Here is a 24,481-nt window from a genome sequence, read left to right on the forward strand (position 1 = left end):
TAATTCCGGCACTGTCTTCTCCATGTGCCTCACCTTATCAGATTTTTTTGGTTTTTGCTACCCCCGTGAACTTCTACTCATTTGTCTTTCTTTCCTGGCGCCAGCTATTCATTTAGCATATTAACTACTGAAGAGCCGTTTTTTTTGTGTTTTGATGCCCTTCTGGGAAAACAATAGCTGTTTCAGGATTTAACATGATCAGCGCTTATGCTTCGGTAATATTGAGGCAGGAAAACTTATCTTTAACTCTGGTTTCAGATATCGATCTCTCCCGATCTTGGTTTAAAATCGATTATTCAGCAAGCCCTAAGTAGAAGCGGGAGTGGAAGTGAGTAGTGATTTAGCGATTGAAATCATCAGTAGACCTCTTGCAAAAGTCATTCTGAAAGGTTAAGTTCATAGTTATAGATGCCTGCAATCAGGTTGAAGCGTAAACCAAATCTACGTCGGCGATTTCGGTAACGTTCCGACAAAATCCGAAAAATTTTCAGCTTCCTATTAACGTGTTCAATAATAATTCGTTGGCTTGCCAGAGTACGGTTTTCCTGCCGTTGAACCTGAGATAAATTAGAGCTTTTGGGCTTTTTAGTAGGGATATGACTATGGGCATGAAGTTTGGCAATTCCTTGATAACCCTTGTCACCTAAAAGTTTAATTGTAGTGGCTAGCCTGACTTTACTGAAGAATGAATAGTCGAAAGTCATGCCTTCTGCCTTTACCACGAAGCTCTGCAGATAATTGCTCCCGTCTTTTGATTGACCACTAATTGCGACTTCAATGTATGATACTTCTTTTTGCCGTTCAACACTTGTCGTTGTTTTTTTTTTGACGCTCGACTGGGCTTTCGGTCACATCGACCACAACTACTTCTAAAACTGAGTCCGGTTGCAGCAGTGCTTTCTTTCCGGGTAAGCTAAACCGACCTGAACGAATTAATGTGTCCTCTACGTGTCTGACGATTCTGAACGCAGTGGATTCATTGATGTTCCAGCTTTGAGCAATGTGAAAGTAGGTACGGTACTCTCGCCAATATTGTAATGCCAGCAGTACCTGGTCTTCTAAGCTCAGTTTAGGCGGGCGACCGGGTTTGCGTTTCTGAAGTTGCTGTTGTTTTAGAACTGACACCATTTCATCAAAAGTTGTAGACCCAACGCCACATCATCTCTTGAAGGCTTCTGGCTTTAAGCTTTGCACTTGTTCGTAAGTCATCAGTTTTTCCTCTCAATCACCTCACTATTGCCCTTATTGGGGACTTTTGCAAGAGGTCTAATAAGGAAGAGGCAGAAACGAGGCGCGAAATTGCTCTGATTTGGTGAGATGAATACTATTCGCTCGCCGTCCAAAATCTGTTAACTAAAATGTTTGGTTGGCGAGCACCGGGACTACATACAGTCGAGAAATCATCAATCAGTGGCTTGAATCAGAGGACGTGGTTGTGCGCGAGCGACTTAATAAATTAATTTATAGGAAGGATACTAATGTTCAATAATACTGAGTTGACGCTAACGGTTGAGCAACAATTCAAATTGACAGTTTATAGTCAATCGATTCAATCACTTTCCGCAAAATAAGCCCAAATAGCTTATTGAAATAATGCGCCAAAACATGATAAAAGACAACGTAATCAAAAATCTTCTCAAACCTCAAAAAGCTTAATTCCTGTGATACGAAGACTGCTTGCCAAGTTTTGAATTGTTCCGATCGAACCCTTTTGAAATATAGACAACAGAACAAAATCGTAGAAGTAATTCACTGGTAAAAATCCGAGCGGAAAAGTTTTTTACAATCCTGACTTGCTTCAACATTTGATTCTTTGTGGTGGGGATATAAATAATCCCGAACATCAGAAATTTATGGAGAGGTATCTGAGCGATCAACCGGAGAATCAACGCGGAATTTTGGGACGTTCGCGCTTATTTCTGTATGCGTGAACGGTTCTGGGCGTTGTTTGGGATCTACGTTCACCTTGACTTCCTCCCAAGGATTTTCGAGAACCAGCTTCTTTTTTTTGCCCCACTCCCAGCAAGCATTAAGCATGATAATCCGTTCCCTTACGGTACCGGGTTCAAGTTTCTGTACCAGCCAATCTCTAAATTTTTCTGCAACAGTTTCAGAAACAGATATTGTGCTTTTGTTTTTGAAAAACGCAGAAACGTGTTTCTCAAGTCCACGATATTTAGCGACAGTAGAAGGCTCAACTTTCCGTCGCTTGTACTCGATAAATTGGTGAAATAGGTAAGAAACAGAGAGGGATTCTTGTTTCTGGAGTTTGTATTTTGCCAGAGACGAATCAAAATTGCCACTGGTCATATCGAGTTTGATCGTCCGCGCTTTGATGCTTGCCGCTTTACGGTTGACGATCGAATATGGCAAACCGAGATATAGCCAGAAACGTTTACTTTGCCACTACCAGGCAAGTCGCAGCCGATCTTTGAAAACTTCTATATTTACTGAGCCTTTTGACATATCCCAGATTTATCGCAGTGATTGTCTGAGTATGTCACCCTTATTGAGAATGCGTAACCTACGATTTATCTACCAAAAATAATGGAATCCTTAGTCTATAAGGATTCCATCTATCGGAGCGGCGGGATTTGAACCCACGACCCCTACTACCCCAAAGTAGTGCGCTACCAAGCTGCGCTACGCCCCGACAGCTTTAATAGCTTAGCATAGAATTCCCGAAAAAGTCAAAAAACTTTTAAAACTTTTGCACCCTGCACCAAAGTCGGAACCGCAGCCGTCGGCCAAAAACCCTCGCACCTCCTGCCAGCATTCAAGATCAATTGCACGCTGTAAGCTTCGGGATAGCCTTCCACCTGCACCCACAGCAAGTCGCTTTCGGCTTCAATGGCAATTTTTTCCTCGTCCATTAACTCAGAGGCCATTTGACTCATTGTGCCGGCCAATTGCCCCAACAATCGGCAAAAATCGTTTAACTCAGCCTCCGTGAGTTCGATCGCCCAACCGTCGCCAGCCACCAAACCCTTAAACTCCTGGACTTCCGGGTTCCATCCCAAACGCCACCCAACACCCGTTTTAATTACACGTTCCACCATTAAGGGATTTTAGATTTTAGATTTTGGATTTTAGATTAGTAGGGCTTACCCATAAATACGAAAGAAAACGGGTTTTTGACCTGTATTAAAGGCTCAACAGCAATATTTCCGTAAAAAACTCGGTTTCTGTATCCATGAGTATTACGGTATCAGCAACTTCGCATCTCCCGGCTGCGGCTGCGGTATCTCCGGCGAATTCGATCGCCCTTGTGGTTTTTCCCCCGCCGGTGTGCGCCCACCCCCGGAATTCTCCGTAAAAACATCAACCAAAGCTTGAACCAAAGCATCCCGCTGTGCTCTATTTAACCTTTGAATAGCAGCACGATCCTGTTCCATTGGATTTGAGCGCAAAACATCTTTTCCCGGATACACACTTTCTACCAAATAATCGGGAGTCGCCCCCAAATAGTCAGCTAAACTCAACTTCCAATCAAAGCGGTAATTGGGTGGCCGTCCTTTGACAAATACGTGATATCGAATCAACCGCCCGACTAAAGTATTGGTAGGATCGACTTTTCCGGTTTCCTTAGAAATGTAGTTATTTTCGATCGGGAAATCCGGCAATTTTTCGTACACCAATTTCCACGCATCTTGCACCCTCACTTGCGGCGCAGATTGTTGAGCCACCCGCTGCACTGAGGCAGACTCAGAACTCCGCAGCAGCGAAGGTTCCAAAGCCGACATACTCAGTTCCCCGGATTCCAATACCCAACTCAAAAGCGTGAAAATCGCCACACTCAAAGTAACGAACAGAAAACTTAAGCCCTGCTTTAATCTATTCACGGTTTTGACAATAATTTCAAAAATAGAATAATTTCATAAACTTACCCCCAAGCAGATATCCTAGTTTCTAATTTTAGGACTTAGGAAAAGAAACCCGGTTTAGGAAAATCAGAAGTTAGTCAACGAGACAGCTAAGAAGAAACCGGGTTTCTCGCCCTTGCCCGCCAGTCTAGTTTGAGAAAGTTTTGAGTGTCGAGTTTAAAAAAATTGCTCGCAATTCACCACTCAAAACCCAAAACTCCCGAAGCCTAGATGTCTCCGATTATTTCCGGCTGAGTCAGTTCGTCCGACATCTCAAATATCGCCCGCATTACAGGTTTCATTTGATGGTCGTCCATATTGTCAAAATCTTCATAGCGACGGCGTTTTGCGCGGTTCGCCACCTGCACCGTAATCCGATAGCGGTTGGATGCACCGTTAATCAACTCTTCCGCCCGACGGGTTAGCTGAGTTGAATCGAAAGTTGGACGCTTAACCATGAGACTACCTACTTTATGTAATGTTACATTCTAGTCTAGTATGTCAAGATTCATAATTTATTAACTGAGTATCATTGCTTATGCAGGTAGCAACAGCGTATTCCTTTGGTCACTTGCATCGGGGAAATTCTCATCCCCTCAGATTGGTTGCTTTTGGCGACAGCTTAATCTACGGTTTCGGCGACGGTGTAGGCGGTGGCTGGGTGGAAAGATTGCGGCGCCAGTGGATGTTACCGGAGAGTGCAGGACACGTTTTATACAATTTGGGGGTTCGGGGCGATCGCACCTATCAAGTCGCCCAGCGGCTCGAAAACGAGTTTCGCCAGCGTGGCGAGCTCAGAAACCGCGTCCCGGATGCGATTATTCTTTCCGTAGGCCTCAACGATTCGGCGAGAGTGCAGTCGCCTACCGGGCGCAGCTACACTGAGTTTGAACATTTTAAAACTGTTTTGGATAATTTATTAGACACTTCCAAACAACTTTGTCCGGTGATATTTGTCGGGATGGTGCCGGTGGATGAAAGTAAAATGCCTTTTCAAGATTGTTTGTATTACAGTCATGCTGACCAATATCGCTACAAGGAAGCAACGAAATTAGCTTGTCAGTTGCGGGGAATTCCCTATTTAGATATTTTTGATAAATGGATAAATCGGGGCAGTGATTGGTGGCGATCGCGCCTGATTTCAGATGGGCTTCATCCGAATGCAGCGGGCTATCAATCTTTATTTGAAGATGTGACCAGTTGGGAGCCGCTAGCCTCTATTAGTCATTAGTCATTAGTCAGTAGTCATCATGGCTGACTTCCGCGGCATTCTGAACTCCCAATATGCCACCTGATTCAGCCATCAAAATTGACCTGACTTGCACCGCCCAAACGGAAGCTTATTAAGCGAAAAGTCAAGAAATACTAAAAATTAACAATCGGTACTTAAAATGGCAAAATTATCCAAAAATTCCCCAGTTAGTCTAGATGCACTTATTCCCCGAGAAGCATTTGAAATTAAAGATCAGCCCGAACGCAATATGGGAAGAAGTATCCTCACTATAAGTATTCGCGATCTAGAAGAAAGTTCTTTTTTCTATCCGTTTTTGCGAAAACCGGATTTTCAAAGAGAAACTAATGAATGGGATGCAGCAAAAATATGCGAGTTTATTGAAAGCTTTTTAGATGGAGATTTAATTCCCGCAGTTATTCTTTGGCGAGGTAGTAGCCACTATTTTGTTGTTGATGGTTCTCATCGAGTGAGTTCGTTACTTGCTTGGATTAATGATGATTATGGCGATGGTAAATTTTCTAAACTATTTTATGACGGCAACATCACTGACGAACAGAAAGAGGCAGCCAAAGAAACTCGCAAACTAATTAAAGAGAAAATAGGAGCTTACAAAGATTATCAATCATTGACTTCACAGCCTGGTCAATTTAATCCTAAAATGCTGGAAAGAGCTAGGAACTTAGGGGCCTCAGCGATTTCACTTCAATGGGTTGAAGGTGATGCTATGAAAGCGGAGGAATCTTTTTTCAAAATCAACCAGAAAGCAGCCCCCATTAGCGAGACTGAGATGAGGTTGCTACTAGCACGTAAAACACCTAATGGTGTGGCTGCGCGTGCGATCGTGAGAAGTGGGAATGGTCATAAATATTGGTCTGATTTCACTAAAGAAAAACAGGATGAGATTGAAAAAGTAGCGCAAGAAATACACCAACTTATATTTCAGCCCAAACTTTCAAATCCCATTAAAACCTTAGATGTACCAATTGTGGGGAATCTTTCATCTTCGGATAAGCTGGAATTGATTTTAGAATTTATAAATATTGTCAATAACATATCAACCGATAATCAGTTGGGAGAAGATTTAAAAGGCGATAAAACTATTGAGCTACTAAAGGAGTGCAAAAAAGTGGCTCAAAGAATCAATAGCAGCGATCCTTCATCTCTGGGTTTACATCCACTGGTATACTTTTATACTCAGCAAGGAAAGCCAAAAATTGGTTCCTTTTATGGGGTGGTTAGTTTAATTTTACATTTACAACAGACTAAATCCTGGTCTAAATTGATAAAGGTAAGAAAAGACTTTGAATGGGTAATTTGGAATTATGATATGGTTCCACAACTTGTTGCTAAGAAGAGTGACGCATTACAAGCTAGAGAGTTAGTGAGAGACTTCTACTTAGAAGTAATTACTAAGTTGTCAGGAGGTATAGATAAAAAGAATGTTATCACAGAAATAAGATCCGGCGATAAAAGATTTTCGACTCTGAAAATTCCCAAGAAAGCCGACACTGGGGAAATTGTGAGTAAAGAATTTTCTAGAGAAACCAAAGCATCTGCGTTTATCAGAGAGGCTCTACCAGGCTGGCCAGTTTGTAAAATTTGTGGAGGGTATCTGCCTTGCCGATTTAATAGTATCGATCATATTACAAGAAAAGCTGATGGGGGTTTAGGAACTTTAAAAAACGCACAATTAACTCACCCATACTGCAATACTACCTATAAAAATTGAAAAAAAATTGTATGCGAGTTAATCTTGACACACCACCCAAGAAGGGTGCGTCATCATCTGATTTTCTGTGCCCGCTCATCTCAAACCTGACGCACCCTACCACTGATTGTATTCTTCACCATCAAGTGAAACTTTATAAAATGCTCAGTAACCAGGTGGGTGTTGCAAGCTACCAACCACTTTGTCGATCGCTTCTGCGATCGCCAACAACTCCATCTCACGCCACCGCTTACCAACAATTTGCATTCCAATCGGTAAACCATTTTGAGTTTGTCCAATTGGAATTACCACGGCAGGATGTCCGCTGAGATTAGAAGGCATGGTGTAAGCCCCGTTTGCCACTGCATAAGGATAGGATCTGTCATCAATGTCAACGGCACTCCAAGCGGGACAATGGGTAAACGCAGCGGTTGCCGCAACCGGACAAAGCCATACATCCCACGGTTCTAATGCTTCATCTATATGGGCAGTGAAGCGATCGCGCTGTGTGAGTGCCTCGAAATATCTTTTCAAACTTGGATTCAATATCTCAGGTAGCAATCGGCTGAAATCTCCCAATTTTCGGAGTTCCTTGTCGCCTTGGGTTGCGGTGCGGAAGATTAACCCTAAACTACGACGCAGGTTATATCTATCCTGCGGTTGAGCGTAGATAGTGAGGTACATTGACATCCGCCCGTAGAGATTCAATATTTTGGAAAGGTCAAAGTCTTTGGGAAGCCAGCGTTCGGTTTGGACACCTGCGTGAGAGAGTGTCTGCACGATCAACTCCATAGCTGCTCGAATTTCAGAAGCAACGGGAACTTCGGCCCATTCAGCAGTCCAAGCGATTTTGAGATCCTGCAAAGGCTTGCCAGAGGGTCGATCGAGCGGAACCGGCGGGACATCAGGGCGCCGCAGATCCGCGCCTGCAATTAACGAAAAACACAGCCGGATATCTTCGAGCGATCGAGCAAAACACCCAACGGTCATCATTTGCCGAATAGACAGCGGCATTCCCGGCACTTCAGGAATCTGCCCTGCTGTAGAAATACGGCGATCTGTCGGCTTTAAACCATATATGCCGCAGAAATGAGCAGGCTGACGCACCGAACCCCCGAAATCGTTGCCCAAATCCAACGGTGAAAGTCCGGCTGCGACAGCCGCGGCACTCCCTCCAGAACTGCCCCCAGGTGTGTAGTCAAGATGCCAAGGATTATTCACCCGTGGAAACAGAGAATTTGTGCTTTGATAATCGGCAGCTAGTTCCGCCATGTTGGTTTTTCCCATAATGACAGCACCTGCTGCCCGCAATCTCGCAACAGCAGTTGCATCCTGTTGAGGCACATAATCTTTGAGGGGAATATAGCCTGCTGTGGTGCGGAGTCCGGCTGTTTCAAAAATGTCTTTAATCGTGATGGGAACCCCATGTAAAGCACCCCAGTTTTCTCCTCTGGCTAGGGCTTCATCGGCAAGTTTTGCTCTAGTACGGGCATTGTCTTCATCCAGCGTACAAATGGCGTTTAATTGCGAGTTGTGCTTTGCGATTTGAGTAAGGTAAGCGTCGAGAACTTCGACGGCAGAGACTTCGCGATCGCGAATCATTCGCGCTAGCTGATGGGCAGAGGCAAAGGTCAGGCTACTCATAAGCAACAAACAGGTATTTCTCCATCGAGTCAATTATATTCACTTTTAGTTAATATAGTTAACTAATACAGCAGATTCCAGGGAAATAGAGTACACCTTAATCCCAAACACTTACCAAAATGGTTGACAAACCCTTGCAACCGTACTCCATGAACCTGGAAATTGCTGTATCAAACGGCTTTCGGCTTTGTCCCTAAATCCTGTTAATTGCAGAGACAAGGTAGATAAGGAAGATAAGCAACATAAGGATTTTAAGGATTTTAAGCATTTTAAAACCCCAAAACAAGGATCAAAATATTTATTTTAAAAGACCGTATCTTCCCCGCACCAGAAGTAAAATTCTTCAATAATGATTACATAACTGAGGGAAAGAGCAAGTTGGACAGGAATCAATCAGCCTATCAAAAGCTTAGTTCTCCTCAATAAAAAAATTGTGTAACTTGGAGAATCAAAAATGTCTGTATTACATCGCATTAAATCCGGTACATCTGTTTTATTAACCTTGGGAACCGTTGCCGGAACCGCAGCGCCGATGCTAGCTCCCGCGCCTTCTTTTGCTCAGACAGCTTTTTCGGATGTTAATAATAACTACTGGGCAAAAGACTTTATTCAAGATTTGTCAGAAAGAGGCATTATCAAAGGATTTCCCGATGGCAGTTTTCGCCCGGATGCACCGGTAACGCGGGCTGAATTCGCGGCAATGATCCGTTCTGTGAAAAAGGCAAAAACCCGCGCTGCTGTTAGGTTTGCCGATGTTCCGTCTAATTTTTGGGCAAGCGGGGCGATCACCGAAGCTTACGAAATGGGATGGATGTCTGGCTATCCCGGCAATGTTTTCAGGCCGACACAGCAGATTCCTCGCGTTCAAGTTGTAGTCGCTTTAAATAACGGAATGGGCTATGAGCCTAAGTGCGATTTTCAAGATGTTCTCAGCTACTATAATGATGCGGGTGAGATTCAAAGTTATGCTGTAAAAAGCGTGGCGGCTGCTACTGAAAAACAGTTGGTTGTCAGCTATCCCAATCCTAAATCTCTCAAACCGAACAAGTCAGCAACGCGAGCTGAAGTAGCTGCTTTTATCTATCAAACATTAGTGAGTAGCAATCAAGCAAGAGCAATTAATTCTCCTTACATTGCTAAGATTGATGTTAGCGAGTCTGTGGCTGTGAAAATTCCCAGGGGGGTGACTATTCCAATCGAGTATGCAAAAGGCAAGATTTTGCTCGCCCCTAATGACAAGTCTCCGATTACGCTGACGGTAGCTTCGGATATCACAGGAAGTAATGGCCAAGTGCTGATACCGGAAGGCTCGAAAATTAGCGGCGAATTGCGATCGACTGCTTCGGGCGTTCAGTTTGTGGCTCAAGAATTAAGTATCATCAACGGCAGCAGAGTGCCTCTCAATGCCACTTCGCAACTGATTACTAGGAAAGAAACTGTTACCAAGGGCGTTAATGTTGGTAATCTGGTTAAGAATACGGCGTTGGGTGCAGCAGCAGCGGCGGCGATCGCAGGTGTTACGGGCGATCGGGCGATCGCAACTGAAGAGGTGCTCGGCGGTGCGGGAATCGGGACTTTGATCGGGGTATTTTTGGGTAGAGATAAAGTCGATTTGTATGCTGTTAATCCCGACACCGATTTAGATTTGCTGTTGAATTCCGATTTGGTAGTTGGTACTGCCAGCACAGGCATTTGTAGCGCTCGATAGAGCCGATACTTGGAAATTTCCTCAAACCCCTCGCCTTGCAGGAGAGGGGCTTTAATTTGTGTATTTCACCTCGCTACAGGTGCACCTAATCAAATAATTAGCCAGGGATTTTCTTTAAGTGTGAATTCCTAGGGACACCCCAAACTTTCCCGGGTAGAAACTCCCGTCACGGGATTGACACCATCTGCTTTCTCGCACAGGATAGTCACTTGATAAGCGTCGATAATCGCGTCAGTAAAATCAGCGCCGGAAATTGCAGCATCAAAAAACCGAGTTCGAGTCATAATTGCCTCGGAAAAATTAGCATTCGTCAAATTAGCGCCGTCAAATGTAACTCTATCTGCCAAAGCACCGGAGAGGTTGGCACCTGACAAGTTGGCATTCAGCAAAACTCCCTTAGTCAAAATCGCATTAGTTAAATCAGCACCTTGAAAATTTGTTCCCCGCATTTCAGCAGCGACAAATGTTCCCCCCGCTAAATCCGAGTTGGAAAAATCGCGATCGGACAAATTAATATTTGTGTAATTAATATTTGTTTTCGGTAGGGCCAATGCCGGAGTAGCACTCAGCAGCAGCACCCACCCAAAAGCCAACACTAAACTTAAAATCAGGCTCAGGAAAATTCGGAAAACACTTTTCACAGATATTGCACTCATGGTAATTGACTCATGACTAATTAAAATCGCTTTACCCAATCCTCGCCAACGCGAAGGGTCAAGTCAGAATTGATTTCACCCGTAGAAGATGCTTCAATTTTACCGCCGCCTAACTCTTTTTTCAGTAGATTCGCTGCCTCTAAATCGCCTTGCTGAACAATAATTTGACTTTGACGCTCCTTCTGGGGCGAATCCTGCACTACAGATACATTAAAAAAGCCCTTTTTTGTGAGAAATTCAGCAACTGTTTTGGCGGTTGTCGGTTTGCTAGAAGCGTTTTGGACAGATATTTTGATGTTTTTGGGCAACACGGACTCGCTGGGATTGCGAATTCGTCCTTGGGCAAAATCCGGCACGCTCTGGTTCAAGTATTGTGTCATAATGCGCTCAAGCCCGCTCGCATCTACAATCCAATAACTCCTCAAATCCCCTTGTTTTGAACTAGAACGTCCAGGCAACATTACCATTTTAAAATTATCTCGCTCCAATTGCAAACCGAAATTGGCCAGCGTCAATATTTCCTCATAATTTAGGTTGGTATCCACATATTTTTGCATCAATCGAACAATTTGTGGCAAGCGCACCAATACTGATGGACTTGCGAGGCGGTCGCGAATAGCTTGAATTAAAGATTGCTGTCGCTGAATGCGGCCGATATCTCCTAAACCGTCATTCCGAAATCGAGCAAATTGTTCTGCTTGTTCTCCGTTGAGAGTTTGCCATCCCTGGCCTAAGTTTATTTTTAACTTTTGGACGGTATCTGTATAGGACATCGCGCGAGGTACAAATACCTCAATTCCGCCCAACAAATCGACTAATTCCCGAAACGCACTGCTACTGACTCGCACGTATCGTTCAATTCTCGTATTGTTCAGCATACTGCTAACTAATCGCGTCGCCAAAGCTGCTCCTCCTCTAGCATTGGCTTCGCTAATTTTGCTGAAGCTAATTCCGGGAACTTCGACTTTAGTATCTCGTGGGACTGAAAGCAAACTAATAGATTTATCTCTAGGATCGAGGTGCAATAAGAGTATTGTATCGCTGCGGCCCTCAAAAATCTTAGGGGAATTGGCTCCAGCTTCTGGCACGCGGTCAATTCCCAATATCAAGATATTAACTGACCGCGACAGGCGGTATCCAGAGTGGTTGGAGGATAGATAGTCAAAGCCAGTCGCCTCTAATACTCTATTGATAATTGGGGGTTCCACGGGAGCTAACAGGGCAGTAATTGCCCCCATTGTGGCCGAGATGGCGGCGGTGAAGACTAGGAAAAATAGCCCCACTATATATAGGAAGAACTTAGGCTTTTTTCGAGATGTTTGATCGACTCGTTCAACAAAGTTTCTTTTAAAAATTGACAAGTTTTTCATTGACTTGCTGTTGGTTATTGCAGTTTTTCAGCTTTGCAGTAAAACTTGGGCGGTGCTTCGGGAAAGTATTTGAACATAGCCGGACACAGCCAGCCTTCGAGATTTTTCGCTTCCCACCGATACCAGTTACCGCCGTATTCTTCTTTCAACCACAGCATTTCTGCTTGATATCCGGGAAATGGATTGGCTGAGAATAAAAGTCGGAAACCTTGAGCGGCATTGGGAATGTCTGCGACAAGCGCGTTAATCATTTCGGGGACGCCCTGAACAAATGGTTCTCGGACAAGTCCGACTCGCTCGTCGTCAAAAACCCAGGTGTACAGTTCGCGATAGGGGTAAATTACCATCATGGCATTGGACATGGTATTCGCCTCTTTTTATTTCCTTTGTTTTGTCTGCAAAAATGCAAGTGTGGATACATTATATTCTGTTGCGCGGAAGTTGTGCGCTATCCGATTTGACAACCCTGTTTTAACTTAGGAAATTTTGCGGGTTATTTAAAAATTTTATTCGGTTGGGGAGAATAGGCGAAGTGGAGGGTCATGGGTTTTAGAGCTGTTGTTTTTTGAGTTTTTTATTTAAGGTAAATAGTAGCAAAATTAAAGAGTAATAAAGGTAATTTGTTGCAGAATTTTCACTCTAATTGTGCCTATTTGTATAACCTTTAGTACGTTTATAGTAAGGATGAATAGTCTGTCTTCTCCCCAACTATGAGAACCAACACCCTAACTACAAACATATAACTGTTTGTAGCTGGGTGTTATGTTTATTTTCTGGAAGCCCCAGGTCAAATTTTCGTCAGCTCAACCAGTGCCTTAGCTAAATATTGATACTGCGGCAAAGTATTGTATAACTGAGCCGAAACTCTCACCAACTGCTTACTAGCATTCGGCCAAGGAATCACCGGAACTTCAATTTTAAAAATCTCCCACAGCGCCTCTTGCAAAGGTGGAATTCCTCCCTTTGCAACAACATCAGACTGGCCGTCTGCCAGTGGCACAACAGCCATCGAACCCACCATTTCATCAGGACAAGGCAGCGGCAAATCTAATTTGTCTGCCAATATGTTTCTCCCCGCCAATGCTAAAGCATGATTCTTTGCCCTCAATTCCGACCAGCCGCCGCTCAATAAAGAACCCATAAAATCAATAGCTACAGGCACGCACAAATAGGGGCTAGGATCGACTGTTCCCATCCAGTCAAATTCTAGCTGAAAGCGCGATTTATCAGCGCGGGGCGAGTTAGCACCGTGACTGATTGTAGTGGGCCGAATGGCATCTTGCTTGTCACGTCGCACGTATAAAAAGCCCGCACCTTTCGGAGCGCACAGCCATTTGTGACAATTTCCCGTATAGTAAGCCGCGCCAATTTCATCTAAATTCAGTGCTACCATTCCCGGCGCGTGAGCTCCGTCTACCAATACATCCACGCCACGGTTAGCTAACTCGCCGACTAACTGTTTGATGGGAAAGATTAAACCTGTTTGGCTCACAACGTGGTCTAATAAAGCTAACTTTGTTTGCGGTGAAACGCACTTAATTATTGCTTCAATAATTTGGTCGAGTGACTCAATGGGAAAGGGGACTTCTGCTACTATTACTTTAGCGCCTGTACGCTCGGCTACAAAATTAAGTGTGTTGCGGCAAGCGTTGTATTCCTGATTTGTAGTTAGTAACTCGTCGCCGGGAGAAAAACAGAGCGATCGCAAAACAGCATTTACTCCCGTGGTCGCATTCGGGACAAACGCCAAGTCCTCCTCACTCGCACCGATAAATGTGGCTAACTGATTTCTTGCATTATCCAACAAGGGTTCAAATTCCCGCATTAAAAAGCGCAAAGGTTCTCTTTCCAGTTGTTCTCGAAAAATGGTTTGCGCTTCGAGTACGGGAATCGGACAGGCCCCAAAAGAGCCGTGATTGAGGAAAGTTATATTGCGATCGAGCAACCAATATTCGTTAATCATCAGTAATTAGTAATTAGTCAGTAGTCATTAGTCATTAGTCATTAGTCAGTCAACTGTCAACCGTTAACCATTTTACCTTTTAATTGCTCAAACTCTTCTAATGTATTGCAATTCGATAACATTAGTGCTTCTCGTTCCCCCACAGGTAAAGGGATTGCGGAAATTTGATTTAACCACAATTGAAAGGAACGCCCCCCTTTGTCAATAAAACTTTGCAAACTGGGCAGAGATTGTTGGCGGTAGAAGCCACACAAAGGCTCCCAGCGCGAATTTTGATAAGGCACAACTGCTAAAGTTGATGGGGGAAATTCTGTTAACAGACTTGCCCAATTCTGAATAATCTGGGCATCCAACAAAGGCAAATCGCAAGCTAACAGTAAAATCCATTCTGCGGCAATTTCTGTCAATCCCTGAGTCAATGCAACCAATGGCCCGGAACCCGGATTGTACTCTACCAGAAATTGGGATGTTTCGGTTAAGGTCGATCGATAGCGATCGGGCCAAGCAGTTAGAACATAAACTTCGGGGGTTACAACTGCGGCAACTTCCAACGCCCGCTGCAATAGGGATTTGCCCTCAATTTCCAGCAGAGCTTTATCCCTACCCATCCGCGAACTTTGACCGCCTGCAAGCACAATTACAGCAATTTTATGATTAGTCATTGGGAAGAAGGAACAGGGAAGTTCGGCAACGGATTCTGTAACGGATGTAACGGATATCAGTCCGGGGAAGTCGGAAGAGGGAAGAAGGAAGAAAAATTGCTCTCGGTAGGGTGCTGTGTACAAAACCTGCTCAATGTAGGTGTCCACTGCACACACAATCTGATTAATCATTCTCAACTCAAAACACTAACGGCTTGGCTAACTTCCTCAAGTTTTTGAACAACTTGACCGCTACTCAATAAAGTTTCTGCCTCAATCAAACCCGAGTTCATATCTAAACAAATTCCACAGCGCCACAGATAAAATCCGCCGTTCCAGATAGCGGACTGCATCAATTCGGAGGGTTTTCCCAGCAAGACTTCCTGCATTTGTTTGAATAACTCTGGGGCTGATTCAAAGGCAGGATTGGTGTTGCTAAAACCGTAATCTCCGTGGGCTAAAAGCAGTCGCTCGAACTCGGCATTCGGCTTAGCAATGCCGATAATCGCAGTACGATCGCGCGGCAAATCGCAGCTTCCCTCCAATCCCTTGACTGTGGTATAATTTTTGATTCCCCGTAGCTCAAAGGCTTTTTGAAACATACCTTCTGTCGGCGGGTGGACATAACCGGAGATGACGTTAACGTCGCCGGCACAGGGACACCACATCAACTCCATTGTGGAAAAAGGTGGCCGTTTACCAATTTCGCGGCGGTAGGGAACTAAAGCGGCGGCTTGAGGAAAATGCTTGGGAAGGTAAACAAAACCTAAACCCGTATTGTCAAAAACTTGTTGGACTTTTTCTAAACTTAGTTTTCTCCAGTCTACTCCCAAACCGCGCCAAATTTCAATCAGGGGAATGCCTTCCTTGGTTGGCATGGTATCACCCCCGTGCATGAGGGTTGGCACGCCAGAGGCGGCTAAAATTAGGGATGTTAAAGGGCTAATTGGAGCCGTGCGCGATCGCCCGTCGTAAGCAACGCCAAACACGGCGACGGTAGAGACGGAAAACCCTTTTTCTCGGTTTGGGGGGGCAAGCATAGGCCCCAATTCTTCATAAGCATCGAGCATCCCGGCTAATTCTTCGCCAGTGGGCCGTTTAATGCGGTGGGAAATCATAAAAGCTCCGATTTGAGCCGGTGTTGCTTCTCCCAGCAGCATCATCCGCGTGGCTGCTGCTGCTTCGGATCGAGTTAAGTTTTCTCCTGTGTGTACTCCGCTGCCAATTTTTCGCAGCAATTCTCTAAATGCGTCACTCATAACTTTTGAAGTTGGGAATTGGTAATTGGTAGTTGGTAGTTAGTAATTGGTAATTAGTAATTGGTAGTTAGTAATTGGTAATAATTGAATCAGTTTCAATTTAAAAGTTCCCAAATTCAATTCAAAATTATCGAATTAACTCCCTGATTTTTCTAGCTTGATTAAATCTAATGGCGGCACAAATTCGCGTACCAGATTCCAGAAATGGGCGATCGGCGGAATTTGCATTCGATCGTGAGTTGTCACCAACACCACTTCGCGAGTCCAAGTGGGATCTGCTGCCAATTGACCGATCGTCGAAACCTTGGAATTTGACCGATCTTGGGCGATCGACCGAATTGCTAAAGTGCGATCGCCCTTCGCGTCCACCAAAGCTGAATGCGGCAGCAAAGCAATCAATTCTCCCTGTCGCACCACACCCCGAAAAGCATCAAGAGTGTTGAGTTCCAAAACAGCATGAAGTTTAGCACCCATGCGTCCAAATTGTTCTTGCACCATCCGCTGCATTCCGTACCCGTCCTTAAACACCACTTGCGGGTAACAAACCAATTCCGGCCAAGGTACTCGTTCGTACTGGGCCAGGGGATGACCCGCCGCCATCAACACCTCGATCGGCTCATTGTAGAGCACCTCAACCAACATTTCCGGGGCTTGAGTAAAATAGCGGTTGTTCATCACCACCGCTATGTCCACCAAACCGTCTTTGAGGACTTTCAGGGCTCGATCGCTCCCGAGGGAAGTCACCCGCAACTGCACGTCTGGATAGTCGCGGCAAAACTTTTGCAGCACAGGCGGCAAATAAGCAGCGCAAACCGAGTGAATCGCAGCCACGCAGAGTTCCGGCTGCTTTCCCGCCCGTAAGTCTCCCAATTCTTCAGCAGCATTTTGCCAAGTCTGACAGATTTTGCGAGCGTGAGGCAGCAGGCATTCCCCTCCCACAGTCAGTTTCGCGTGGGCCGTGCGGTGAAACAGCGACAAACCCACCTCCGCTTCTAATCCCTGCACTTGGCGGCTAATAGTCGATTGGGTAACGCCACACTTCCGGGCCGCTTGCTGAAAGCTACCAGTTTCAGCAACTGAAAGAAATGCTTGAAGCTGCTCTAAGCGCATGGAGGTTTAATTCGAGATGGTTTCAGAAATTTTACTGGAAGATAATCTGTGACATTAACCGATTTAGTAGCAGAATTTAGTAGACTTTGATACAGGTACAGATTAGTTTTGATTCCGGGGCGAGACGCGGGGATGCTACGCTCCAAGCATCAATCTGCTCCGGGAGGATTTCTGAGCCTCCAAGTAGAGGTCGATTCTCCTATGTTGAAGGGATTTCTGAATCTGCAAACTTATCAAAAAATGGATTCAATAAAGATAAATTTATCTAATATTGCAAGCTTGTAGCTAAACCGTTTTCATGAACGGCACTCTAGTAATCCCTTCATCAAGTGCGCTCAATTGCTCGGTTTTTGCGTAAGTTGTGAATTCAAAAGATAGCATTGAATTTCGTACCTCCTTGGGAATTATAGTACCTCACTCTTCCTCAACCTCTCAATAAATGTAGGAATATTGCAGGCAGGTTAAAGCCTGCTGTGAACTTTCATCCCTGGACTAAAGCCACTCTTGTTTTCTGTTTTTTTGTGTATAAACTAGGAATTAGCGGGTCAGCAACACAAGTGCAACTAGGATCGATCGCACAGGAAAGCCGAAATGCTGCCATTTATTAAGATTATGTCATTTAACCACAATTTTATTCCCCAAGATGGCTGTTGCCAGTGGCAAGCCCAGTTGATGGGACTGCAAGCCGTCAGCGATTTGTTAATTGCCTTGGCTTATTATTCAATTCCAGCAATTCTGACATACTATGCCCGGAAGCAGCGGGACGTGCCTTTGAGCAAGGGGTTTCTCCTATTGGGAGCCTGGTTTTTGTGCGGCGGGACAACTCACTTGATGCAAGTTTGGATGCTGGTGCATCCCAGCTACTGGCTGTCAAGTTCGATCGCCGCCGTTACCGCTATCATCTCTTTGTGGGCTGTAGCGTCCCTGATACCCTGGGTTGCTCAAGTGTTGGCTTTGGCTAGGGGGGCCTCTTTACCAGGAAATACGGCGCTGGGAACCCAAAAGGTCGATCGACGGCAAGCCGACTCTGCCATTAAAAATTCCCTCCCATTCCCCACAACGGAACTCCAGCAAATTAATCAGCAATTGCTCGCAGAAATAACACAACGCGAGCGAGTCGAGGAACTCCTGCTTGACGCTGTAGACAAGTTGCAAGAAAGCGAAGAACGCTTCCGCGTTTTTCAGGAATTATCTCTAGACGGATTTAACGTATTCCGCAGCATTCGCGACGAATCCACAATTGTGGATTTTGAATGGGAATACGTCAATCCCGCAGCGGCAAAAATGCAACACCATACCCCTGAAGAATTAACAGGCAAGCGATTGCTGCAAGTGCTACCGGGTCATAAAGATAACAATTTGTTCGACCGTTACGTGCAAGTTGTAGAAACAGGAATTCCCCTCGATACCGAGATTTATTACAACAACGAAGGCATTGTCGGCTGGTTTCGGATTATGACCGTTAAATTGGGCGATGGAATTGCTATTTCTTTTAGCGATATTACTAAGCGCAAGCAAGTAGAAGCATCCCTGCGCGAGGCGCTGCAAAAACTCACTTCTCATTTTGAAAATACGCCCCTAGCGGTGATTGAGTGGGATGAAAACTTTTGTCTCAGTGGCTGGTCGCCTGCGGCACAGAAGATTTTTGGCTGGGAAAAAATAGAAGTTTTAGGCAAGCATTTTAGCGAATGGAACTTTATTTCTAAGGGCGATTTTGAAGATGTAGAATCTGCCATTTATAGTTTAAAAAAACCAGAAAATCGCTGGAATGTAGTTCGCAACAGCAATTATAATAAGTGGGGTGCGTTGGTACACTGTGAGTGGTACAATTCGGCTTTTTACAGCGATTCGGGACAGTTGATATCGGTGCTGTCTCTGGTTTTGGACGTGACTGAACGGTTTAAATTTCTGGAAGTGCTGCGACAGTCTGAAGAGCGGTTTCGGATTGCTGCCGAAAGTGCCAGCGATTTGATTTACGAATGGGATATCGAGACCGACATCGTGCTGTGGTTCGGTCACGTAGACGAACATTTGGAGTACGAAAAAGGCGGATTTCCGAGGACAAGAGCAGCTTGGAACAGTATCTTGCACCCGCTAGACCGCGATCGAGTTTTGGCCGCCGTCGATCGGTATTTGAGTGCGCCAGACAGTTCTGCCGCCCCATTTTTTCAGGAATACCGCGTTCAGTGCCAGCGGGGTCGCTTGCTCCACTGGATTGATCGGGGTAAAGCAGTGCTTGACAAACAAGGCAATCCCTGCAAATGGATCGGCGTGATTAGCGACATCACCGCTCGCAAAGAAGCCGAAGAACAGCGGAATTGGGCTTTGGCGCGGGAACAGGCCGCCCGTCGCCAAGCCGAAGCCAGCGAACAGTTGTATCGCGTCCTCGCTGAAGCCATCCCGCAAATAGTTTGGACTGCCACAGCCGACGGCTGGCTCGACTACTACAACCAGCGCTGGTTTGAATATACTGGCTTGACGCTGGAGGAAACTCAAGGCTGGGGGTGGCAGCTAGCCCTACATCCAGATGACGTGGAAGATGCTGTAGAAAGCTGGAAGACCTCGGTGGAGACAGGGAAGACTTACGAGGTGGAATACCGCTTTAAACGGGCATCTGACGGAGCTTACCGCTGGCATCTGGGCAGGGCATTGCCCGTGTGGGACGCTGAGGGGAAAATTCTCAAATGGTTCGGGACTTGTACTGATATTGACGATCGCCAGCGCTCGGCCCAAACAGCCTATTTTAGCGCTCAAGCTTTGGCTTTGCTGTCGTCGGCTTCCCTGGATTACGAGAAGGCGCTGCAAGGTTTGGCAGATTTAACAGTACCGGCGCTGGGGGATTGGTGCTGTGTGCATTTGCTTGATGCCGACGGCTCAATCCGCTTGCAAGCAGTTGCTCACTCAGATCCGAGCAAAGTCGCTCTGCTGTGGCAAATCGATCGGCGTATGCCGCTAGACCCCCAGGGACGGCACGGAGTAGCAAAGGTGCTGCGGACTGGTGAGTCTAAGCTCTACCCTGAAATACCGGAATGGGTGATCGAGGCGGTTGTGCCGGACAGGGAACTGCAGTTGGTGCTGCGCTCCCAATCCCAGGTGCTGTCGGCAATCTGCGTGCCGCTGATCGCTCGCGGGCGGACGCTGGGAGCGATTTCGTTGCTGTGCGGGGAGTCGGGCCGTCGCTGCGGGGAGGACGATTTGGTTTTGCTGGAGGATTTGGCGCGGGATGCGGCGGTGGCGATCGATAATGCGCGGCTTTACCGGGAAGCAGCGGAGGCCAACCGGATTAAAGACCAGTTTTTGGGAACGCTTTCTCACGAGTTGCGGACGCCTCTGAACGCGATTTTGGGCTGGGCCCAGATGCTGCGGCAGCGCCAGATGAGTCCGGAAAAAACGGCTGTGGGTTTGGAGACTATTGAGCGAAACGCGCGGTTGCAGACTCAGATGATTGAAGATTTGCTGGACGTTTCCCGGATTGTGAGTGGCAAAGTGTGTTTGAAGCTGTTCCCAGTGGATTTGGTGCGGATTGTAGAAACGGCGGTGAAAGCGCTGAGTCCTGATGCTGAAGCTAGGGGAATAGAATTGGTGAGTTTTTGTGGCGAAGGGGTGAGCTTGGTGAGGGGCGATGCTACTCGTTTGCAGCAGGTGGTGTGGAATTTGCTCTCGAATGCTATTAAGTTTACGCCGCCGTCGGGTCGCGTGGAAATCACGCTCTCGGAGGATGGGGAACCGGGAGCAGCGGGTGGGGCGATGTTGTCTGGGCCGTCTCCGGTTCACTCTGTTTCGATCGTTGTCAGAGATACGGGAATTGGCATCAGCAAGGAGTTTTTGCCCTTTGTGTTCGATCGCTTCCGCCAAGCTGACAGCACTTCTACGCGCAATTACGGCGGGCTGGGACTGGGATTGGCGATCGTCCGCCATCTCGTGGAACTCCACGGCGGGACTGTCTGGGCCGAAAGTCCTGGGGAAGGACTAGGCTCGACTTTCGGAGTGCGACTGCCAATAACAACAGTTAACAGTTAACTGTTAACTGTTGTTATTGGTTACGGATTATTCGTTATTTTATTGATACCAGGACTCTGCTCTTGAGCGTAAGATTCATTGGTAAAATAGTAATGGCTGTGCGGTTCGTTTTTAGGACTTACTCCATTCACCACTAAGCCCAGAACGTGCTGGCTTGATTTCTTCAATAGCTCCTTCGCAAAAGCCACAGTACCCGAATTAAGAACACCAGGCCGCACTACCAATAAAATCCCATCTGCTTTATTCCCCAGAATCAGAGCCTCAGCAGCAACATTCAGAGAAGGAGCATCAATAATCACTGCATCATAAGTAGCCGAAAATTGCTTAATTAATAAAGTGAGCCGCTGTGAATCCAACAGAGCCATTGCATTAGGCGGAATCACCCCGCAAGTGAGCACATCTAAATTATCCATGACTTGGGCGATCGCATCCCCAAACCCAGCTTGTCCGACTATCACATTGCTCAAGCCTACTTGATTGGGAAGTTCCCAAATCCGATGTTGAACAGGACAGTGCATATCCGCATCTACCAGCAAAACCTTCCGTCCTAATTGAGCTATAGCTACAGCCAAATTAGCAGATACAGTAGACTTACCTTCTTGCGGTAGCGAACTACTGACAACAATCACTTTCAGCTCTTTATCAGAACTCAGAAACCTCAGATTTGCCTGAAGCATTCGGTAAGCAGCACTGCTCGAAGTATGAGGAGTATCCCTAACAACAATCTGTCGGGGAGATAGCTCTAAATTCTGTGCAGCCGACTTAAGCGGCCAGGAATTGCGCCGATAATTTTTTTCAGGCTTTCTATGAAAAGGAATCACCCCCAACAAAGTAAACCCAAATAATTCCCTCGCCTCTTCAATAGTTTTCACAGACTTATCTTGAGACTCTAAAAGCAGCGCCGCAGCTATAGCAAGCAGAGTTCCCAACAAGCTGCCCGATACCAGCAATAAAGACTTGCGAGAACGCACTGGTTCTTCCGGAACACTCGGCTTTTGGATAATCCGAGCATTCCCCACTTGCTGATTTTCCGTAATCCTAATTTCCTGGAGTTTTTTTTGCAATTCCTGATAATCAGCTTCGGCTTCTTGGAGTTTTCTTTCTAGTTCTCGCTTTTCCTTCTCTAGCTTCGGCAAAAGTTTTACCCGCTGCTTGTAGCCAGCTAGAGCGTTTGATAGAATAGTAACTCGCTCAGCCAAACCCTGGCGTTCTACATCTACCTTGATAAATTCTTCGATCAGTTTTGGTTTCACGTCTCCTATCTGTAAACTTGGATTTTGCAACGACTGTTGCCCACCTAAAACTTGTTGTATTTGTTGGTCTAGTAAAGCTTTCATAGTAGCTTTCTTAGTTTCTAACCTAGTGATTATAGGCGAATTGTCCAGGTAGCGATTTTGCTCAATTGCTAACTGCCGCTCTATTTGTTTGTATTCTTTGAGAGCTTCCTGCACAGTGCTAGATTGGCTGAGAGTGCTGGCGGTCAATGCTTGCTGGGGATTCATCTGTAATTCGTCTTCAAATGCTTTAGACTGAGCACTGGCATTGAGCAAATCCGACTTAGCTTGGTCGATTTGACTTTCTAGTCCCGCCATAACTGCCACTGCTGATTTAGCTTCTTCTTCAAGATTTACAACTTTATTATCTTCTTTAAATTTGCTCAATTCTGCCGCTGCTTTCCGCATAGCTTGGTCTGAGTTAGGCAGTTTTTTTTCAATAAACTGTCGAACAGACACAGCTTCTAGGCGATTCACTTTTTGATTGTTATCTATATAAAAATTCATCAGGGTTTTTACGACATCGGCTGCTATTTTTGGGTTTTTGTCTTTGTATGAAACCGTTAGGATATCAGCTCCCCGAATAGTAGCTACTGTCATTTTTTTTAAAAAATCTTTTGTTTTCAGATGATTATTTTTTTCGTCTTTTAACTTAAGCCTATTTATAGTTTTTTCGACATTTTCTAGAGAACGAATCAGTTCGATCTCGGTAGTCAGAGGGTTACTTTGCTCCGCCGCAGGAGTCAACTGTCCGATTTCTTTTCCCAATTCTGTTAAAGCAGAGCCAGGAGTTGTTTTCTTAAATAACAGCTTTCCTTCTGCTTCATAAACTGGTTTTTCCTTCAGCGTGGCGTAGGTGGTGACTGCAACAACCGAGGCGAATACAGCTAAGGCTGGCAGCCACCTGCGCTTCAAAATCTGCCAGTATTCCTGAAATCCGATACCACTTTCAGTTGATTCCATCAGTTACTCCCGAAAAATGATTTTTTGTAAACTCTAACACCCTAGGGCGTGTTTTCAAACTATAACCACAACAGACTCCAGGCGATCGTCATCATGGCTGTAGAATTTTCAGCCAATTTCTCATATCGGGTAGCAATACGTCTCCATTGCTTGAGTCGGTTGATAGCACATTCAACTATATTGCGTTGACGGTAGATTTCACGGGTAAAAGAACGGCGACGTAGTTCATTTGAAAGTCGTGGGATGGTAAAACGGATACCTCGCCGACCTAGATCACGAAGGATGCGACGACGTGGCAGCACCTTTGTCTCCTACGACTCTTTCCGGGGGTTGACGCGGACGACCTGCACCAGAATGCGCTTACTGCTCCTTGTTCCATCAATTGTTCTAAAAAAATTGACTTGTTATGTTGACAAGCGACTCAGAATAAAAGTTAGAGGTTTACCTTTACCCTCACTTTAACGTATGTGTATTTTATTACTAAAACCACCACGAGAACGGCCTAGTTTTTCCTGTGATTCGCCTTCTTTTTTCCAGCATAGCCGAGGGTTGGTGGGCACAAATCACGGTTTGATCGACGTAATGAACCGGACAGTCTAGTTTTCGCAGTTGGTCAGCATCGGCTTGTAGGTCTTATAAGACTTGTTTCCTTTGATCGGCTTTTTGCCACCGATAAAACCGTGTTGCCACCATGAACCCACTTACTATAACGTTTTGGCGGGTCTCGCCACGGAGTCCCGGTTCTGAGTATCCACAGAATGCCATTGACAACTTGTCGATGGTCGTGACGCAGCCTTACCGGTTTTGGGTTGGAGCGGTGGTAGTAGGGGTTTTAACTAACCCCACTGTTCCGTACTTAAGTCTCCAAGGATTCCTCAAGACTCCGTGCCGGAGCTCGCCTATTTTCTTTCGAGGATACAACGAGGCCAGAAAACACGCCCTAGGCTTTTCATATCATGTCCGGTCGATTAACCATGATTAAACTTTTGCCTCCGGCCACCAATAGAAATGAGTCAAACCACTGATTAACTGTTTGAGATTTAACAGTTTTCGACATCGCTCAAATAA

At 45.6% G+C, this 24,481-nt stretch carries 22 protein-coding genes and 1 tRNA gene; 5 read left to right on the plus strand and 18 right to left on the minus strand.

Annotated elements, in window-relative coordinates; genetic code table 11:
* Positions 1–377: 377 nt before the first annotated feature.
* Positions 378–779: a transposase family protein gene (locus tag QUA04_RS22050; protein ID WP_333260744.1), complete on the minus strand. Its 402-nt coding sequence runs from the start codon at positions 777–779 to the stop codon at positions 378–380.
* 22 nt (positions 780–801) lie between these two features.
* Complete coding sequence (locus QUA04_RS22055; RefSeq protein ID WP_333260701.1) at positions 802–1,128, minus strand: transposase family protein; 327 nt, start codon at positions 1,126–1,128, stop codon at positions 802–804.
* A 477-nt stretch (positions 1,129–1,605) separates the two neighbouring features.
* On the opposite strand from QUA04_RS22055, the gene QUA04_RS22060 reads away from it, so the two are divergent.
* Positions 1,606–1,656 (plus strand): hypothetical protein, encoded by a 51-nt coding sequence (locus QUA04_RS22060; protein ID WP_333260747.1) that lies wholly within the window; start codon positions 1,606–1,608, stop codon positions 1,654–1,656.
* Positions 1,657–1,851: 195 nt separating this feature from the next.
* On the opposite strand, the gene QUA04_RS22065 is transcribed toward QUA04_RS22060, so the two are convergent.
* The 5 genes from QUA04_RS22065 to QUA04_RS22085 form a co-directional block, all read right to left on the minus strand.
* Entirely contained in the window at positions 1,852–2,373 is a 522-nt protein-coding gene (locus QUA04_RS22065; protein WP_333260703.1) for a phage integrase SAM-like domain-containing protein, read from the minus strand.
* Positions 2,374–2,579: 206 nt separating this feature from the next.
* Positions 2,580–2,653, minus strand: a tRNA-Pro gene (locus tag QUA04_RS22070).
* A 37-nt stretch (positions 2,654–2,690) separates the two neighbouring features.
* On the minus strand, positions 2,691–3,059 hold the full coding sequence (locus QUA04_RS22075) for a DUF1818 family protein (RefSeq protein WP_333260706.1): 369 nt from the start codon (positions 3,057–3,059) through the stop codon (positions 2,691–2,693).
* 141 nt (positions 3,060–3,200) lie between these two features.
* The gene (locus tag QUA04_RS22080) at positions 3,201–3,842 is read right to left on the minus strand and encodes a hypothetical protein (protein WP_333260709.1); all 642 of its coding nucleotides are present in this window, start codon (positions 3,840–3,842) and stop codon (positions 3,201–3,203) included.
* A gap of 248 nt (positions 3,843–4,090) precedes the next feature.
* On the minus strand, positions 4,091–4,321 hold the full coding sequence (locus QUA04_RS22085; RefSeq protein ID WP_015175138.1) for a DNA-directed RNA polymerase subunit omega: 231 nt from the start codon (positions 4,319–4,321) through the stop codon (positions 4,091–4,093).
* A gap of 80 nt (positions 4,322–4,401) precedes the next feature.
* On the opposite strand from QUA04_RS22085, the gene QUA04_RS22090 reads away from it, so the two are divergent.
* Both QUA04_RS22090 and QUA04_RS22095 read left to right on the plus strand, forming a co-directional pair.
* Positions 4,402–5,094 (plus strand): GDSL-type esterase/lipase family protein, encoded by a 693-nt coding sequence (locus QUA04_RS22090; RefSeq protein WP_333260712.1) that lies wholly within the window; start codon positions 4,402–4,404, stop codon positions 5,092–5,094.
* A gap of 160 nt (positions 5,095–5,254) precedes the next feature.
* Positions 5,255–6,826, plus strand: a complete 1,572-nt coding sequence (locus tag QUA04_RS22095; RefSeq protein WP_333260714.1) for a GmrSD restriction endonuclease domain-containing protein — start codon at positions 5,255–5,257, stop codon at positions 6,824–6,826.
* A gap of 144 nt (positions 6,827–6,970) precedes the next feature.
* Here QUA04_RS22095 and QUA04_RS22100 read toward each other — a convergent pair whose 3' ends face one another.
* Positions 6,971–8,449 carry an amidase gene (locus QUA04_RS22100; RefSeq protein WP_333260717.1) on the minus strand — a complete coding sequence of 493 codons (1,479 nt, stop codon included), beginning with the start codon at positions 8,447–8,449 and terminating at the stop codon, positions 6,971–6,973.
* Between the two features lie 454 nt (positions 8,450–8,903).
* On the opposite strand from QUA04_RS22100, the gene QUA04_RS22105 reads away from it, so the two are divergent.
* Positions 8,904–10,157, plus strand: coding sequence for an S-layer homology domain-containing protein (locus QUA04_RS22105; RefSeq protein ID WP_333260720.1), 1,254 nt, complete (start codon positions 8,904–8,906; stop codon positions 10,155–10,157).
* 128 nt (positions 10,158–10,285) lie between these two features.
* Here the strand turns inward: QUA04_RS22105 and QUA04_RS22110 are convergent, their stop codons facing one another.
* The 7 genes from QUA04_RS22110 to QUA04_RS22140 all read right to left on the minus strand — a co-directional run bounded on the left by QUA04_RS22110 (position 10,286) and on the right by QUA04_RS22140 (position 17,156).
* Entirely contained in the window at positions 10,286–10,813 is a 528-nt protein-coding gene (locus QUA04_RS22110; RefSeq protein WP_333260723.1) for a pentapeptide repeat-containing protein, read from the minus strand.
* A gap of 20 nt (positions 10,814–10,833) precedes the next feature.
* Positions 10,834–12,183 (minus strand): LCP family protein, encoded by a 1,350-nt coding sequence (locus QUA04_RS22115; RefSeq protein WP_333260725.1) that lies wholly within the window; start codon positions 12,181–12,183, stop codon positions 10,834–10,836.
* A 14-nt stretch (positions 12,184–12,197) separates the two neighbouring features.
* Positions 12,198–12,545 carry a DUF6717 family protein gene (locus QUA04_RS22120; RefSeq protein WP_333260728.1) on the minus strand — a complete coding sequence of 116 codons (348 nt, stop codon included), beginning with the start codon at positions 12,543–12,545 and terminating at the stop codon, positions 12,198–12,200.
* 425 nt (positions 12,546–12,970) lie between these two features.
* Positions 12,971–14,146 (minus strand): aminotransferase class V-fold PLP-dependent enzyme, encoded by a 1,176-nt coding sequence (locus QUA04_RS22125; RefSeq protein WP_333260730.1) that lies wholly within the window; start codon positions 14,144–14,146, stop codon positions 12,971–12,973.
* A 56-nt stretch (positions 14,147–14,202) separates the two neighbouring features.
* The gene (locus QUA04_RS22130) at positions 14,203–14,979 is read right to left on the minus strand and encodes a molybdenum cofactor guanylyltransferase (protein ID WP_445242351.1); all 777 of its coding nucleotides are present in this window, start codon (positions 14,977–14,979) and stop codon (positions 14,203–14,205) included.
* A gap of 2 nt (positions 14,980–14,981) precedes the next feature.
* Entirely contained in the window at positions 14,982–16,046 is a 1,065-nt protein-coding gene (locus QUA04_RS22135) for an anthranilate phosphoribosyltransferase family protein (protein WP_333260733.1), read from the minus strand.
* Between the two features lie 135 nt (positions 16,047–16,181).
* Entirely contained in the window at positions 16,182–17,156 is a 975-nt protein-coding gene (locus QUA04_RS22140) for a LysR family transcriptional regulator (RefSeq protein ID WP_333260736.1), read from the minus strand.
* 591 nt (positions 17,157–17,747) lie between these two features.
* Between QUA04_RS22140 and QUA04_RS22145 the strand changes: the two genes are divergently transcribed.
* A complete protein-coding gene (locus QUA04_RS22145) occupies positions 17,748–21,176 on the plus strand; it encodes a PAS domain S-box protein (protein ID WP_333260738.1) in 3,429 nt (1,142 codons plus the stop codon).
* Positions 21,177–21,196: 20 nt separating this feature from the next.
* Here the strand turns inward: QUA04_RS22145 and QUA04_RS22150 are convergent, their stop codons facing one another.
* From QUA04_RS22150 to QUA04_RS30020, 3 genes are all read right to left on the minus strand, one after another.
* Positions 21,197–23,413: a polysaccharide biosynthesis tyrosine autokinase gene (locus tag QUA04_RS22150; RefSeq protein WP_333260741.1), complete on the minus strand. Its 2,217-nt coding sequence runs from the start codon at positions 23,411–23,413 to the stop codon at positions 21,197–21,199.
* A gap of 59 nt (positions 23,414–23,472) precedes the next feature.
* Complete coding sequence (locus QUA04_RS30015; RefSeq protein WP_445242352.1) at positions 23,473–23,715, minus strand: transposase; 243 nt, start codon at positions 23,713–23,715, stop codon at positions 23,473–23,475.
* Positions 23,716–24,026: 311 nt separating this feature from the next.
* Positions 24,027–24,206: a transposase gene (locus QUA04_RS30020; protein ID WP_445242353.1), complete on the minus strand. Its 180-nt coding sequence runs from the start codon at positions 24,204–24,206 to the stop codon at positions 24,027–24,029.
* Positions 24,207–24,481 lie beyond the last annotated feature (275 nt).

Origin of the sequence: Microcoleus sp. S13_C5, assembly GCF_036700845.1 — a bacterium.
Lineage (GTDB): Bacteria > Cyanobacteriota > Cyanobacteriia > Cyanobacteriales > Microcoleaceae > Microcoleus.

Bases quoted from the DNA above. Each gene is read 5' to 3' on its own strand.
- QUA04_RS22150 (WP_333260741.1), bottom strand. From the start codon at position 23,413: ATGGAATCAACTGAAAGTGGTATCGGATTTCAGGAATACTGGCAGATT.
- QUA04_RS22140 (WP_333260736.1), bottom strand. From the start codon at position 17,156: ATGCGCTTAGAGCAGCTTCAAGCATTTCTTTCAGTTGCTGAAACTGGT.
- QUA04_RS22120 (WP_333260728.1), bottom strand. From the start codon at position 12,545: ATGTCCAATGCCATGATGGTAATTTACCCCTATCGCGAACTGTACACC.
- QUA04_RS22095 (WP_333260714.1), top strand. From the start codon at position 5,255: ATGGCAAAATTATCCAAAAATTCCCCAGTTAGTCTAGATGCACTTATT.
- QUA04_RS22090 (WP_333260712.1), top strand. From the start codon at position 4,402: ATGCAGGTAGCAACAGCGTATTCCTTTGGTCACTTGCATCGGGGAAAT.
- QUA04_RS22145 (WP_333260738.1), top strand. From the start codon at position 17,748: ATGCTGCCATTTATTAAGATTATGTCATTTAACCACAATTTTATTCCC.
- QUA04_RS22130 (WP_445242351.1), bottom strand. From the start codon at position 14,979: ATGATTAATCAGATTGTGTGTGCAGTGGACACCTACATTGAGCAGGTT.
- QUA04_RS22105 (WP_333260720.1), top strand. From the start codon at position 8,904: ATGTCTGTATTACATCGCATTAAATCCGGTACATCTGTTTTATTAACC.
- QUA04_RS22075 (WP_333260706.1), bottom strand. From the start codon at position 3,059: ATGGTGGAACGTGTAATTAAAACGGGTGTTGGGTGGCGTTTGGGATGG.
- QUA04_RS22125 (WP_333260730.1), bottom strand. From the start codon at position 14,146: ATGATTAACGAATATTGGTTGCTCGATCGCAATATAACTTTCCTCAAT.
- QUA04_RS22100 (WP_333260717.1), bottom strand. From the start codon at position 8,449: ATGAGTAGCCTGACCTTTGCCTCTGCCCATCAGCTAGCGCGAATGATT.
- QUA04_RS22110 (WP_333260723.1), bottom strand. From the start codon at position 10,813: ATGAGTGCAATATCTGTGAAAAGTGTTTTCCGAATTTTCCTGAGCCTG.
- QUA04_RS22115 (WP_333260725.1), bottom strand. From the start codon at position 12,183: ATGAAAAACTTGTCAATTTTTAAAAGAAACTTTGTTGAACGAGTCGAT.
- QUA04_RS22055 (WP_333260701.1), bottom strand. From the start codon at position 1,128: ATGGTGTCAGTTCTAAAACAACAGCAACTTCAGAAACGCAAACCCGGT.
- QUA04_RS22085 (WP_015175138.1), bottom strand. From the start codon at position 4,321: ATGGTTAAGCGTCCAACTTTCGATTCAACTCAGCTAACCCGTCGGGCG.
- QUA04_RS22135 (WP_333260733.1), bottom strand. From the start codon at position 16,046: ATGAGTGACGCATTTAGAGAATTGCTGCGAAAAATTGGCAGCGGAGTA.